10 protein-coding genes are annotated in these 14196 nt (G+C 68.2%); 4 read left to right on the forward strand and 6 right to left on the reverse strand.

Annotation, left to right across the window (positions count from 1 at the left end):
- Positions 1 to 644 precede the first annotated feature (644 nt).
- Positions 645 to 1076: a hypothetical protein gene (locus ACWDRB_RS63295; RefSeq protein WP_449911716.1), complete on the reverse strand. Its 432-nt coding sequence runs from the start codon at positions 1074 to 1076 to the stop codon at positions 645 to 647.
- A gap of 145 nt (positions 1077 to 1221) precedes the next feature.
- On the opposite strand from ACWDRB_RS63295, the gene ACWDRB_RS63300 reads away from it, so the two are divergent.
- Positions 1222 to 1536 (forward strand): hypothetical protein, encoded by a 315-nt coding sequence (locus ACWDRB_RS63300; RefSeq protein WP_449911718.1) that lies wholly within the window; start codon positions 1222 to 1224, stop codon positions 1534 to 1536.
- Between the two features lie 53 nt (positions 1537 to 1589).
- On the opposite strand, the gene ACWDRB_RS63305 is transcribed toward ACWDRB_RS63300, so the two are convergent.
- Positions 1590 to 3095, reverse strand: coding sequence for a pentapeptide repeat-containing protein (locus tag ACWDRB_RS63305; protein ID WP_449911720.1), 1506 nt, complete (start codon positions 3093 to 3095; stop codon positions 1590 to 1592).
- Between the two features lie 197 nt (positions 3096 to 3292).
- Entirely contained in the window at positions 3293 to 3667 is a 375-nt protein-coding gene (locus ACWDRB_RS63310; protein ID WP_449911722.1) for a hypothetical protein, read from the reverse strand.
- Positions 3668 to 3671: 4 nt separating this feature from the next.
- On the opposite strand from ACWDRB_RS63310, the gene ACWDRB_RS63315 reads away from it, so the two are divergent.
- Positions 3672 to 8009 (forward strand): nSTAND1 domain-containing NTPase, encoded by a 4338-nt coding sequence (locus ACWDRB_RS63315; protein ID WP_449911724.1) that lies wholly within the window; start codon positions 3672 to 3674, stop codon positions 8007 to 8009.
- Between the two features lie 246 nt (positions 8010 to 8255).
- Here the strand turns inward: ACWDRB_RS63315 and ACWDRB_RS63320 are convergent, their stop codons facing one another.
- Positions 8256 to 8399 carry a hypothetical protein gene (locus ACWDRB_RS63320; RefSeq protein ID WP_449911726.1) on the reverse strand — a complete coding sequence of 48 codons (144 nt, stop codon included), beginning with the start codon at positions 8397 to 8399 and terminating at the stop codon, positions 8256 to 8258.
- Positions 8400 to 8614: 215 nt separating this feature from the next.
- Between ACWDRB_RS63320 and ACWDRB_RS63325 the strand changes: the two genes are divergently transcribed.
- Positions 8615 to 9247 (forward strand): hypothetical protein, encoded by a 633-nt coding sequence (locus ACWDRB_RS63325; RefSeq protein WP_449911728.1) that lies wholly within the window; start codon positions 8615 to 8617, stop codon positions 9245 to 9247.
- A gap of 173 nt (positions 9248 to 9420) precedes the next feature.
- Positions 9421 to 9633 carry a hypothetical protein gene (locus ACWDRB_RS63330; protein ID WP_449911730.1) on the forward strand — a complete coding sequence of 71 codons (213 nt, stop codon included), beginning with the start codon at positions 9421 to 9423 and terminating at the stop codon, positions 9631 to 9633.
- A 17-nt stretch (positions 9634 to 9650) separates the two neighbouring features.
- Here the strand turns inward: ACWDRB_RS63330 and ACWDRB_RS63335 are convergent, their stop codons facing one another.
- Both ACWDRB_RS63335 and ACWDRB_RS63340 read right to left on the reverse strand, forming a co-directional pair.
- Positions 9651 to 13805: a caspase, EACC1-associated type gene (locus ACWDRB_RS63335; protein WP_449911732.1), complete on the reverse strand. Its 4155-nt coding sequence runs from the start codon at positions 13803 to 13805 to the stop codon at positions 9651 to 9653.
- Positions 13787 to 14065, reverse strand: a complete 279-nt coding sequence (locus tag ACWDRB_RS63340) for a hypothetical protein (protein ID WP_449911734.1) — start codon at positions 14063 to 14065, stop codon at positions 13787 to 13789. The genes ACWDRB_RS63335 and ACWDRB_RS63340 overlap by 19 nt, the downstream gene beginning before the upstream one ends.
- Between the last annotated feature and the right edge of the window lie 131 nt (positions 14066 to 14196).

A 14196-nucleotide genomic window follows, 5' to 3' on the forward strand; every position in this document is an offset into this window, starting at 1 on the left:
GACACAAGTCGCCCGCTTCCGCAAACACCTCATAAGGAACGGGCTTCGCCCGTACGTCTTAACCCCAACCGAGCCTCACCGCCGAACAACCCACCAACGCGGACGTCCTCGCCGCAGGCCCACGCCATGGTTGAGCGCGTTAGCCCGCCGCGCCGCCGAGGCCCTGCTGCGACAGGTCAGGCCAGCCGAAGCAATTCAAAGTTCCTGCTGGAGTCCCTCAGCGAGCGCCGACCTGTCGACAGCGGCATTCTGGACGGACCGCTCCGCGGAAACCGGACGCCCGCTCACCTGAGCAGGACCGATGAGGAACACGTCGGGACGCAGCCCATAGCGCGGCCGCAGGCCGGCCCCCGCCAGCCAGGTCTTCAGCTGTGGCCAACAGCCGGTACAGCCGGCCACAGCTTCCCGTACCGGCACCGCGCCTGGTGCGGCATCCACCCCCGGAGATCAGCAGAATAGCTCGCCACGTCCCAAGCTTGGCCGGAAGCCGACGAGGACGGGGAGCCCGGTGAGGCGCCCGACATGCGGCATCTTCAGCGCGCGCGATGCGCCGCCGCGGCCGCCAGGCGCTCGCGCTCACCCTCGCTGCGTGGCAGACGCCTCACCAGCTTCCCCAGCCCGGGACAGCACCCCGCAGCTGGCCATCATTCGCGACTGGACACTCCCTCGCCGGAATCCTCCGCGTCCTCCAGGTCGAGGAGCAGGGGTTCGGCTCCCGGGATCAGCACCACGGCGGTGTGTGGGACTGGGCCGTACATCCGGCGAATGGCCACCAGCGTGTCACTGGCCTGACGCAGTGGCCGGTGCCAGCCGAGCCGTTCTTCTGTGCCGTCCCCGTGCCAGTAAGTCACTCCGATGGCGCACGCCATGCGGCTCCGAGGCAGCTCAACCCCGCGCTCACCAACAGTTCCGTCGGGGGCGGCCGACCGCTGCCAGTGCGGCGCGCCGTTGAACCTGGCGAATGCATCGCCTTCCTGTTGCGCCGCCTCCAGGCCGATGTACCAGACGGACTCGGTGTCGAAGTCGTGGCCGAACCGCATCGCCACCCAGATGGCGCCGCCCGTGCTGTGCTCCATGATCTTCCTTCCCTCACATGAGGGGAGAAAGAGTGCCGAGCCGATCGGCTTACGTCCTTCCACGACGACACACTGAGCGGCGAAATATGTCCATAACCAGCGATATGCGAAGTTCCCGCCATCTGCTTAGCCGAATTGTTATCCGATGATCGACGACGTCGCCCCTGACCGGTTCCACTATCACCACGTTGACCTAGTCCATAGCAATCAGCACCAGTCAAGAACAGAGGCGACACGGGCACGCTGCTCAAGCCATTCGCTGGTGAACCTGTCCAGCATCATGTACGCGGAGGCGGAGGTTCTGCAGAGCCGGCGTGTGAAAAGCAGTTCGTTCATGAAAGACACGTGCGTGGACTCCCACAAGGCCGGCCCCAGCCTGACCCGCAACGTCTGGGTGAGCGGTCGGCCAGCCGCGATGCTATGGCGGGCCTCGGCGTTCTGGTTGACTTCTCTGAACTAAAAATGATCACCGACCATATGATGGAGGTCCTGATCAACGGGGGTCCCCGCCCGCTAGGTTCCGGTGTCCGTGTGCGCAACCTCACGCCGCAGAAGGCCACCCCCCTTCCCGTCCGGCTGCACTGACCAGTTTGGCGGCCACTCGTGCTCGGCGCCGAGAGCCTCGGCCGTGACCGTCGCCCCGTCGACTTCGGCATCCTGGCCCAGGCGGCACCGAGTGAACGAAGCATGTCCGCTGAAGACGGTCTGATGGAACAGCGCTTTGCGGCTGAAGGTGACCTGATCGAACACGGCGTCGCGGCCAAACGTTGCCCTGCTGAGCGTGGCGTCGTCGCCAAACGTGGCGTCACTGAACGAGGCGTGGAGGCTGAAGGCCGCCCCGTCGAAATAGGTGCGAGCGTTGAACGTGGCCTTAGCGAACGAGGTGATGCCGCTGAACGTAGCCCTGCCGAACAAGGCGTAGCCCTTGAAGGTGGTCCCACCGAATGAGGCGTTTTGGCTGAAGGTGACCTGATCGAACATGGCGCCGGAGCTGAAGGCAGCCTTTTCGAACGAGGCTAGGCCATGGAAGGTGGCCTTTTCGAACGAGACGGGGTCGTGGAAGGCGGATTCAGCAAACCAGGCGGAGCCGCCGAAGGCGGCTCCGTCGAACGTAGCTCTGGCGGTGATGGCGACCTCTTCGAACACGACATCGCTGCTGAAGACAGCCCCGCTGAACATGGTGTTCCCGCTGAAGGCAGCTTTGCGAAACGAGACGCGGCCGTCGAAGGTGGCCCCGTCAAACAAGGCGTTGCCGGTGAAGGTTGTCCCACTGAACATGGCGTTGCCGCTGAAGGCGGCCCCGCGAAACGAGGCGTCGTTCACTCGGCAATCACGAAAGTCGAGGTCGATGAGCAGGGCCCCGGTCAGGTCGAGCTGAATGCCGGACCAGAACTGGGTTGGAGGTGCTGCTGCGCGTTCCCACCAGTGCCTCCGTATGGCGGATGGATAGCGCAGATGAGTCACCAGGATGCGTTGAGCGGTTAAACGAACCTGAAGCTCCACTTGAAGATCACGTTTGTCTCCGTCAGCCGGAGATGCTTCGTCCTTTTCTGCGGAGCTCGAGGCCTCTTGGTCGTTCTTAGGCAACGGGTAGGGCATGCGGAGATAGGCCGAGAGCACGTTGACGGTGGTCTGTCGCAGTGCGACGTTGTCCTGGGCGAGTTGTTCGAATGCGTAGAGGCCGGCCAGCCGGACATGCGCTTTGTCATGGCCGAGTTGGTCGGCGGCCTTGCCATAACGGTCAGTGTCGTGGCCGCGTTCGCCGAGCTGGAACGCGCGCCGGGCGGTGTCGGCGTTGCGAGCGGTGTAGTAGATCGCGAGCAGCGCGGCCAGGCCGGTGGCGACCGCGAGAGCACGGCCACGGACCGCGTCGACGGCCGCGGCCAAGTCCTTTCCGGTCAGACCGGTCACGCCGTCGACGTGCTCCAGCCACCACGACGCGCCGGGGCCGAGCATCAAGCCGATCGCGACGACGAGCACCGCAGTGACGATGGCGACCACGATCGAGAGAAGCTTCACGGCCATCCTCCGGGGCATCTCACGGGGCTCCACTTCAACCTTGGCGGCTGTCAGGCGATCAGGCCTAGGATTTCCGGCATCTCCCAGGCGGTCAGCTGCCGGTCGTCGTCGGTTTCCTCGTCGGCGCAGTCGATGATCAGCTGGACGAGGGTTCTCTTGTCGTCGTCGCAGAGCTCGTCCAGGACGAAGATCGCCGGTTACGGCAGCGGCATGGCCTCGGGCGCGATGGCGTCGTCATCGCTGTCGTCCAACCCGACGATGATCTCCATGAGCACCCTTGTCAGGGAAACGTAATTCAGATGGGATGTCCGGCGATAGTCGGATATGGGCGTCGAACCGGCAGGTGATCGGTCAGAGGCCATGCGCGCCGGGATACGAGCCCGGGTGGTGCGCCTGGCGCGGTCGACGGGCGCCGGAGGACGCCGCTGGTCACCGCCCGTACTTCTGGCGGTGTTGGCGGCAGGCGCGTTCGGGCCTTTGTTGCCCCTGGTCGGCACGGCGGGGATAACGTCGGCTGCGGTGGCTTCCGCGGCGATCGGAGCGTTGACAGCGGTCGGCGGGAACATGCTCACCGATGTGATCCAGGCCAGTTTGCGGCGGCTGAAAGGCAGCCCCCCGGCGGGTGAGGACCTGGAAGCCGTGGTGGAGCGGCAGATCCGCGAGGTGCTGGCGGCCGGTGGAGAGCAGGCCGAACAACTGCGGGCGGAGATCGCGGCGCTGCTGCGGCCGACCGGCGTCGTGGGGGCGGCCATCCAAGCGGCGCTGGACACCGGTGACCGCGAGTTACAGGCACAGCTGGCGGCCGGGCTGGCCGAGCTGGGCGAGCAGTTCGACGAGTTCGACTTCGTGCTGACCGATCTGCACGTGCAACTCGAGTTGATACGCGAGAGCGTCGACCGTGCCAGCGCGGGGTTGCAGGTCTCGATGGATCTGCAGTACCGGCAGGCCATCGACATCCGGTTGCTGCTGGAACAGGTCAGCGTCGTCGTGCGGCGTACCCGGGCTTCTCTTGCGCTCGGCGACGGCGTGGACGCGTCCCGGTGGGAGGACTGCCCCTACAAAGGGTTGATGGCGTTCGGCGAGGCCGACGCCGCGGTGTTCCACGGACGCGATCTCGCCATCGCCAGGTTGGTCAGCACTCTGGGCCGGCATGTGACGGGCTCGGGGCCCCTGGTGGTGACGGGCGCCTCGGGCGCGGGCAAATCATCGCTGCTGCGTGCGGGCCTGCTCCCGGCGGTCGGCCGCGGCGAGCTGACGGAGGAGGCCCGCCATTGGTGGCGCCATGTTCTGCCGCGGCCCACCGGTTCCCCTCTCTCACCTCTGGCCTTGCTACTGGCCGCGATGGCCGGTCTAGACGTGCCGACGGTCCTGGACAGGCTGAGGGCTCGCCCCGGCGAGGCGCATCTCCTGGTGCGCCAGGCGGTGGAGGCCGATGCTCGCCGGCGGGGCCTGTCCGAGGCAGAGGTGGCGACCTGCCGGCTGCTGCTGGTCGTTGATCAGTTCGAAGAGATCTTCACACCGGTTGAAGGGCAGGAGGCGGCGGACGCCGCAGCCGAGCGGTCAGCCTTCGTCGCCGCGTTGCACGCGGCCTCGACCCGCCCATGTGGAGAGCTGGGAACACCGGCCGCGTTGGTGGTGATCGCTGTCCGCGGAGACTTCATCGATCGGTGTGCTGGCCAGCCCCTGATGGAGGAGGCTCTGGCCCGGCCGTTCATCGTGGGGCCGATGAGCGAGTCAGAGCTGCGGCGCGCGATCAGCGGCCCGGCCGATGCCGCAGGGCTGGAGATCGAGTCCGGCCTGGTCGAAACCATCCTTTCCGATCTGCGGGGACTGGACGGCGAGTACGGTGCCGGGACGCTGCCGCTGCTGTCGCAGACGATGCTCACCACCTGGGAGCACCGTGAGGAGAATCGTCTGACGAGCCGGGGCTATGGCCGTACCGGTGGCGTCGAGCATGCGGTGGCCGCCAGTGCCGACGCCGCCTACGACGGTCTCGATCCGGCCGACAGGATAGCCGCCCGCCAGATGTTCCGCCAGCTAACCGCGGTGTCACAAGAGGGCCGGCTGTCCCGCCGCCCGATGGCTCGTCCCGCCGTGGCCGCCACGGGCGGCACGTCCGATGTCGGGCGCGCGATGGAGGCGTTCGCGCGCCGCCGCCTTATCGTCGTTGACGATGAGACGGTTCAGATCGCCCATGACGTGCTGCTGGTGGTCTGGCCTCAACTGCGCGGCTGGCTGGAAGCCGATCTCACCGGGCACGCCCTTTACAGCCAGTTCCTCGACGACGCGGAGGAATGGCGGCGCAACGGCAGACAGGCGGATTACCTGTATCGGGGCGAGCGCCTGACGAGCCTGCTCCAACATCTGCCCCGTTGGCAGTCTGACCACGACCGCCACCCGGCTCTGCTGGGTGCCGCGCACGAGTTCGTGGTGGCCTCGACCGCGGCCAGAACCCGCGCCGCCCGCCGCAACCGTCTCCTGCTCACCGTCCTGACCACCCTCCTCGTGGTGGCGATGGTCGCGGCAGGGGCCGCCATCCGGGCCCGGCAGGACGTCGCGGGCCAGCGGGACATGGCATTGTCGCGAGTGGTCGCCGTACGGGCCGAGTCGATCGTCGATGATCCGGCCCTGTCCGCGCTGCTCGCTGCGGCGGCCTGGCAGATCAGCCCGACAGACGAAGCTCGAGCGGCCTTGCTCGCCCGGCTACACACGCCCCTGCGCGCCGTCCTCCCCAATCCCGAGAGCGGGGTGTGGTCAGTGGCGTTCAGCCCCGACGGGCGCATCCTGGCAGCCGCCAGCACCCCTGACGCCCTTGGCAACGAGGGCAGAGGCAAGGTGCAGCTGTGGGACGTCGCCACCCGCCGTCAGATCGGCACCCTCGCCGACCCCGACGGCGAGGTGTACTCGGTGGCGTTCAGCCCCGACGGGCGCGTCCTGGCCACCACCAGCTCAGGCGCTTCGATCACCCGGGGAAGCCGGTCGAAGACCGAACTGAACAGTGTGGTGCGGTTGTGGGACGTCGCCACCCGCCGTCAGATCGGCACCCTCGCCGACCCCGACGGTGACGTGTACTCGGTGGCGTTCAGCCCGGACGGGCGCACCCTCGCCAGCACCAGCATCGGCCCCGGAACCGGTGACGGACGGGGCGAGGGCAAGGTGCGCCTGTGGGATCTCGCCACCCGCCGGCAGATCGGCGCTCCTCTCATCGATCCTGACGGCGAGGTGACCTCCGTAGCGTTCAGCCCGGACGGACGCCTCCTGGCCAGCGGCGGCGGCTACATCAGCGAGCGGAACAAGAAGGTCTGGGGGCGGGTCCTGCTGTGGAATGTCGCCACCCATCGGCGAAGCGGCGCTCCCCTCAGGGAACCCAACGGCGAGGTGACCTCGGTGGCCTTCAGCCCGGACGGGCGCACCCTGGCCAGCGGCAGCGCGCCCGACATCATCCGGGACGGCACCGGCAAGATCCGACTGTGGGATGTGTCCACGCACCGGCAGATCGCCGATCCGCTGGCCGAACCTGACGGCGGAGTGAGCTCGGTGGCGTTCAGCCGAGATGGAAGAACCCTGGCCAGCGCCAGCGCCAGCGACTTCCGTCCCAGCGGGAGCAAGGTGCGGTTGTGGGACACGACCACCCACGCGCCCATCGGCGCCCCGTTCACCGACCCTGAAGGAGGGGTGTACTCGGTGGCGTTCAGCCCCGACGGCCGCACCCTCGCCAACACGAGCATCAACGCCGGCGCCGACGGCAGCAGCGACAAGGGGCGGGTGCGATTGTGGGACGTGGCGATCCACGCGCAGGTCGGCGCTCTGCCCGACCCCGACGGAGGAGTGTATACGGTGGCGTTCAGTCCCGACGGACGCACCCTGGCCGGCGTCGGCGCGAGCACTGAGGGCAAGCTCGGCACCCGCACCCACAGAGGCTGGGTGCGGCTATGGGACACGGGAACGGGTCGGCAGATCGGCGCTCCTCTGACCGACCCGGCGAGCGTGTTGTACGCGGTGGCGTTCAGCCCGGACGGATGCACCCTGGCCACCGTCGGCACCGATGGAGCAGGTACTCGTGGAAGCAAGGTCGTGATGTGGGATGTGCCCAGCCGAAGACCGATCGGCGCCCCCCTCGCCGATCCCGACCACGAACTGGGGCCCATGGCGTTCAGCCCGGACGGACGCCTCCTGGCCACCGGCGATGGAAGAAAGGTGCGGCTCTGGGATACACGCACTCGCGAGCAGATCGCCGCACTCCTAGCCCCCGGCGTCCAATCTGTGGCGTTCAGCCCGGACGGACGCCTTTTGGCCACCGGCGGCATCGGGGTACGGCTGTGGGACGCGGCCACCCGCACGCAGATCGGGGCGCCCCTGACCGACTCCGGGGAGGAGGAGACGATGTCGGTCGCGTTCAGCCCCGACGGGCGCATCCTCGCCGGCGGCAGCTCCGGTGGCGGCATCTCCAACGGCGGCAAGGGCAACAGGGGCAGGGTGCGGCTGTGGGATGTGACCACCCGTACGCAGATCGGCGCGCCCCTGTTCTATCCCGACGGCGGCGTCCATTCCGTGGCGTTTAGCCCGGACGGGCGAACCCTGGCCAGCGCAAACTTCGACCATGAGACGGCTCCCACCGGCAGCAGCCTGCGGATATGGGACGTGGCCACTCGCAAGCAGATCGGCGCGCCCCTCACCGATCCTGACGGCAGGGTGGAGTCTGTGGCCTTCAGTCCGGACGGACGCACCCTTGCCAGCGCCCACGCGAACCACTTCAACTTCTACGGCGCCGACAGGGGCGAAGTACGGCTTTGGGACACCGCCCTCCCGCACGATCTCCAGGTCGCGGCGTGCTCGATCGCCGGACGGCCACTCACACGGGCTGAATGGAGACAGCACGTCTCTGCGATCGGCTTCCAAGATGTGTGCCCTTGACTGCCCCGCGCTGTGACATACGGGACAAGATCAGGAGATCAACCTGGCCGCTGATCGGGGATTTTGAGGCTCTGGCACAAAGATCGTGATGGCGCGTGATGGGAGTCACGATCTTTGTGCCAGAGCCGAGTTCGCAGAGCCTCGTCATGCTCCGCCGTGCCGGGGCTGGTCTCCGGCGTTCAATCGTTGTCCCCAAGCTGCCCTGCCGACATGCGTCCTCCCAAACGTGCCGGGATGCGGCTACGATCACGGCTCAGAGTTCTGCTTGTTGCCGCAGGTGGGGCGTCTGTCACGCTGAGGCCGCCGACGGGCCGAGCGCTGGTTGACGATGACGGTGATGAGGTTGAGGGCTGCCACGGCCAAGGGGATGAACTCGTGCAGGTGATGCATGATCGTGCGCGCTCCGTCGTTCGATGGGAAGGCCGGACCGATGTCCGGGCCGGCATGTCCCATTGGTGGGGCGATGGCCTTGTCCGGCAGCAGTTTCGGACCGGACGGACATCTCGGACTTGTTCGAGCGCGAAACTCCAGGCAGCGTCTCTCCCGCCGCGCAGTGCGGCGGGCGGCCCGGCAGCGGACGAGCTGACATGCGCGGAGGCTGGCAGGTGAGCACGCAGCGGCCGGTGGCGGGATCCGATCCGGCAAGCACACCGCCAGACCCGGGTGCTGTCCATACGCCCGAACAGTTCAGGCAGGCGTTGAACGCGCTCGCCGCCGGGCGCGGGCCCACCGAACTTGAGGCTGCGGCAGACCGTCTGCAGCCTCCTGCCTCCCTGTCCAAGCAGACGGTGAGCGATCTGCTCCAAAAGGGGCGGCCCAGGGAAGCCACGCTGGCGATGTTCCTGCGCGTCTGCCAGGTGCCCAGGCGGGAACACCAGGCGTGGGAGGCTGCCCGCAGACGCGCTGAGGGTCACGGCCGGGAACCGGATCTGCGACGGCTTGTTCCGCTGATACGGGTTGGCGACGCCGACCCGCGCGATGGCGGGGTGCACCCCGCCATCGAGGTGCCCGGTGCCGACAGGGAGCTGCCGACCTACGTGGAGCGGGACACCGACACCGACCCGCACGGCGTACGGGCGGTGATCCGGCGCGCCGTCGCCACCAGACGCGGGCAGTTGCTGCTGCTCGTCGGGCAATCCTCGACTGGTAAGACCCGCTGCGCCTTCGAGGCCATCCGGCAACTGCTGCCGGACGGATGGCTGCTGCAGGTTCGTCCCGCCGTGTTCTGCCTGGGATGACAACGTGCGGGCGAGACGCTGGCGATGGGCTGGGTCCGGACCTGTCGGTTCCGGCGATGGTCCTCAGCAGCAGATCGGATAGCTGCTCGGGAGCGGTGCCGGTATCGTCCTCTTCAACGGTGATCCGGGAGGCGTGAGCCGCCGCGCCCAGGACTCACATAGAAGAGGCCCGGATGGCCGACCTGTACACCAGGTTCCTGCAGAACGTACGCAGGACGGGCAGCCCGGACAAGGCGATGTGGATCATGTGGCGGTCCGCGACCGAGATCCGCGACCTCTTACGCGATCGGCCGGACCTGCGGCAAGGGATCCACCAGGCCGTAGCCGAATATCGCCGCCCGATCGTCGCAGCCGTGATCGACAGGGCGGGATCCCATGAGCTGTGACTGCTGGCTGCTGTGGCTCAGCAGGTTCTGCGGTAGGTGGCGTCGGGGACTTGCTGAGCCCACTCCTGCGGGGTGAATCCGCGCTGAACGCGAGCGCAGACGGCACTGACCAGGGCGGCACGATCGATCCTCCTATTCACGAGGACTCCGTCGTCGCTCACCGTGGACAGCACCGACCCATCTGGGGTAAACGCCACGGCGATCACGTCACTGGCGTGCTCGGTGTAGGGCACACCGAACTGCATGTGTGTTTCGGGGTTCCAGAGCCGGGCGGTATGGTCCTGGGCGGCGGTGGCGATCAGATCGTCGCGAGGTGAGAAGGCGGCGGCGACAGTGGCGCCTGTGTGTCCGCTCAGCGGTGGGCTGGTCCGCCTGCCTGCCCGGGTATCCCAGATGATGAGCGTCGTGTCGTTAGGGTAACCGTTGCCCGCGCCAGAGTCGTTGTCGCCCCGCAGCACGAAGCGCCGTCCTGTGTGATCGATCGCGAGCACGTCTCTGTCGCTGTCGGGAGCGTGAACGCCGACCGCCGAGGTCCGCAGGAAGGTGCCTCCGGCGAGAATTCCGCTACTCCAGTTCAAGGTCGAGACGGGTACGGACAGGTTCTTGATCTCACCGGGAGATACCGGGTGCTTTCGATCCCATAGCCCTACTCTGCCGGCACTGTCAGCCGCCGCGAGGACGCCGCCGTCAGGCGAGAACGTCAGCGCCAAGATATCCCGCCCTTTCTCAAAACCCCGGAGCGGGAAGGTCGTCACCTTCCGCGGGTGCGCAGCGTTGATCAGCGCGACGGCCTCGCCTGAGCGCGGCACCACCAGGGTCGTGCTGTCCGGGCTGAAGGCCATGGCGGGCACGGTCACCGTGGTGCTGGGGATGTCGTGCCACTCCGTCGGCCAAGGGCCCGGCGACATTCCCAGGGATCTGCCGGTGCGGCGATCCCAGAGACGGACCGCATCTGCGCTCAGCGTGGCGACCCGCATGCCGTCCGGGCTGATGAGGGCCGCGGCGAACGGGGCGCCCGCCAGCTTCATCTGATGGGTGTAGGCGGCGACGTCGAGGACTCTGATCGTCGCGTCGGAGCCGCCCATCGTCAGCGTCCTGTCGCCTGCGCCGAAAGCCAGCATGTTGGGGCGGAACCCCGGGTAGCGGAACCTGCGGATCTCCTTCATGGTCTTGAGATTCCACAGTCGCACAGTGTCGCTTAGCTCGGTCGAGGTCGCCATCATCGTGCTGTCGGCGGTGAAGGCCTGCGTGTTGAGCCGATCATCATCGCCCCACACGGCCAGGGAAGCGCGGCGCGACTTCCCGCTCCGCAGGTCAACCCGGGCGACCTTCGTCGACCCTGCGATGACCACCCACCTGCCGTTGGGGCTGATAGCCACCTTGAAGGCATCAGATCCGGTCAGGTCCTCCGAGGCGACGTGACGCAAGTGCCGCCCGTTCCGGTACAGGTCCAGGGCTCCGTCCGCGCTCAGCACGGCGATCAGATCGCCGCGGATCGCGAAGGGATCGGCCCCGGGAACCCACGCAATCGGCGTGAGATCCGGCAGGCGGCGCGTAGTTTCGTCGATCACGGCCACCCCTGCGGTGAACGCGTCCGGGCTGCCGTCTGACCGGCCTTGAGACGTGCCGGAGGTCGTGCTCACGATCTCGTGGCCGATCAGGGCGAGGCTGCCGTCGGGACTGAGCGCGAAGTTGTTGCTGCCGTTGATGGGCTGCTGGGTCGACAGCACGGCCCGGCGCTTGCCGGTGGCGACGTCCCAGATCTCCGCTCCGCCCTCGACTGGCAGCGCGACGACCGCGCCGTTGAGGCTGTAGATCGGGTACGTCGCGATCCTGGAGGTCAGCGCTGATACCGACAGCTCGGGCTGAGCGGCTGAGCCCGCCAGCGCGGCGTAGGTGTCGCTGTTGTCCTCGACGGCGGCCGCGGCAAGGCTCAGCCGCATCGCCATCGCCGGGTCCACGGACCGTAGCGCGGCCGCCCGCGCGGCCAGGTTACTCGCCTGGGCGCTGTCGCTGCGAGCCGCGACGTCCCTGCGCAGGTATTCCGCTGTCCCGCCGAGTCCGAGCGCCACGAGGAGCAGGGTGGTCACGGCCAGCAGGGACCGGGTGCGGAAGCGGGCGCGGCGCCGTTCGGCTTCACGTTCGGTTTCCTCCTGCGCCGTCGCGGCGGTCAGGAAGTCGCGCGTCCGCGAGCCCAGCCTGTCCTGGTGTGTGGCGGCCCACTGGCGCGCCACCTCCAGCCGCTGACCCCGGTAAAGCCCCGCGGGGTCGCCGCCATCGGCATTCCAGGCGTGGGCGGCGTCGTGGAGGTGCTGCTCGATGAGGAGCCCGGCGCGGTCCTGCTCGATCCACACGCGTAACCGGGGCCAGCCGTGCAGCAGAGCCTCGTGGGTGAGCTCCGCGCTGTCCTCGTCCAAGGTGACCAGGCGCGCCTCGTCAGCGGCCAGCGCGCCCAGGATGGCGTCCACCTGACCGGGTTCGGGGAATTCGCTCCTGAGCTGGTCGAGCGAGACCCGGCGGCGGGCGTCCTGCGCGTCCTGTGAGACGCGGACCAGCCTTAGCAGCAGCCGGCGGGCGGGTTCCTCCTCCAGATCGGCCAGCACGCGGTCCGCGGTGGCGGCCAGCGCGCCGCGAATCCCGCCGATGCCGGTGTAGGCCGCCACGGTCAGCTCGCCGCCCTCGCGGTTTTGCCAGGTGGCCCGCAGCGCGTGCGAGAGCAGCGGCAACCGCCCGGCCTCGTACGCCTCGCCGTCCGGGCCGCGGCGAACGCCAAGGTCGTTGAGGAGGACGTCGGTGAGTGCTGATTCGACGGCGAGACCAACCGCCCTGGCGGGCTGTTCGACGGCCGCGCGGATCTCCCTCTCCGTCATCGGGCCGATGACGACGGGCCTGGCCAGCACCGGGCCAAGCTCCGGGTAGTCGGCACAGCGACCCAGGTAGTCGGCGCGCATGCCGAGCACGACCAGCGAGGCAGGCCGCTCGGCCGCCGCGCGGAGCTCGCGCACGACTTGGTGGCGCTTGTCCCGGTCCAAGCCGGTAAAGATCTCCTCGAACTGGTCGACCACGAAGACGGTGCCGCCAGCGGCGCTGATCCCCTGGCTGATCACATCGCCGAGCCTCGACGGGGTTACCGCCACGCGGGTCCAACCCGCTGACCCCGCCACTCCGAGTTCGCCCCGCGCGATCGCGGGCAGCAGCCCGGCGTGCAGGAGCGAGGACTTGCCCGATCCGGACACACCGGTCACCAGCAGCGGCAGCCCCTCATCGCAGCGTTCGGTGGCTATCTGGATGAGTTCACGGGTCAGGCGCTCGCGCCCGAAAAACCACGCGCTGTCCTGCCCACCGAAGGAGACCAGCCCTGGGTAGGGGCACACGCTCGATGAGGCCGCGACAGGCATCTTTGGCGAGGACTGGCCTCCGCGAGGCGGCCGGTAGGCCAGGTTGCGCGTCAGCACCAGGTCCCCCACGGAGCCGGTGGTCCTTCTCCGCGGAACAGGCAGGCCCGCGGCCCGGATCCGTCTGGTCAGGGTGCGATACACCTCGTTCAGTGTCAGGTGCTCCCGCGCTGCGCTGTCTCCATGCGACAACAGCCGGATCAGCTCGCCCATGAACGCTGTGTGGCGCGCGTTCTGCGGGGCAAGCGCAAACTCGTCGCGCCCGGCGGAGGTGAGCACGTACGCGCCGGCGATCTCGCTGACCCCTGAAACATCCTCGGGAGCGGTCAGCGTCCCGGTCGCCCGCCCAGAAAAGCAGCAGTCCAGGATGACGATCTTGCTGCGCGCTGGGCTGTCCGCCACGAAGTCACGCAAGCTCTCATACGGCCAGGCCGTGTACTCCAGCCGCCCGGACCCACCGCTCCCACACGTCGCCAGGTGGAGGCGACCTCGCTCGTTGAGCAGGCCGTGGCCCACGTAGCAGACCAGCAGCACGTCGTTGGCCCGTTCGGTCACTGCCTGCAATACCTGCCCGAACTCCACGGGCGTGGCGGGGTCCACGATCAGGCGCACCTGCTCCTGCGGCACGCCACACCGCTCCACCAACACGACAGCCAGATCGGCAAGCGTGCCGCCGACTGCGGGCACATCGGGCAGGCGGGACTCCCGCTCATGCGTGCCCGTCCCGATCAGGAGGACTTGGGCGGTGGCCAGCCCGCCTACTGGCCCGCTGCCCACCGGGTGAGCCCTTCAGCCAATTCCCTGATCGCCCGGTCGTCCACTCTGCTCACCCGCTGGGCCGTGATCTTGGTTTCCGACCCGCCGGGACGGCGGACCGTGGCCGTCACCTTGCCGGTGTGGTGGCACCGCCCCGTGATCAGCACGGCGCTGAAGGCAGACACCACGCTGCCCTGCAGTTCCTCCTCAGCGAGGATCCGATCGCGTAATCCTGGAGTATCCCCGTCGCCGTCCAGGCGGACGCTCAACTCGCCATCCATGGCCCATGTCTTACCGCATGACGCGAAGTTCCGGACGCCAGCAGCGATATTTGGTTCGCGTCGCCACTGACAGTACCTTCGCGCATCCACCGGCCCTCTCACCGCGCTCAACATCGAGATCGCGGCGGATC

It is taken from the genome of Nonomuraea sp. NPDC003707 (assembly GCF_053587055.1).

Excerpts from the sequence above, each read along its gene's own strand:
- ACWDRB_RS63300 (WP_449911718.1), top strand. The coding sequence starts at position 1,222 with ATGATCGACGACGTCGCCCCTGACCGGTTCCACTATCACCACGTTGAC.
- ACWDRB_RS63320 (WP_449911726.1), bottom strand. The coding sequence starts at position 8,399 with ATGCATCACCTGCACGAGTTCATCCCCTTGGCCGTGGCAGCCCTCAAC.
- ACWDRB_RS63295 (WP_449911716.1), bottom strand. The coding sequence starts at position 1,076 with ATGGAGCACAGCACGGGCGGCGCCATCTGGGTGGCGATGCGGTTCGGC.
- ACWDRB_RS63340 (WP_449911734.1), bottom strand. The coding sequence starts at position 14,065 with ATGGATGGCGAGTTGAGCGTCCGCCTGGACGGCGACGGGGATACTCCA.
- ACWDRB_RS63330 (WP_449911730.1), top strand. The coding sequence starts at position 9,421 with ATGGCCGACCTGTACACCAGGTTCCTGCAGAACGTACGCAGGACGGGC.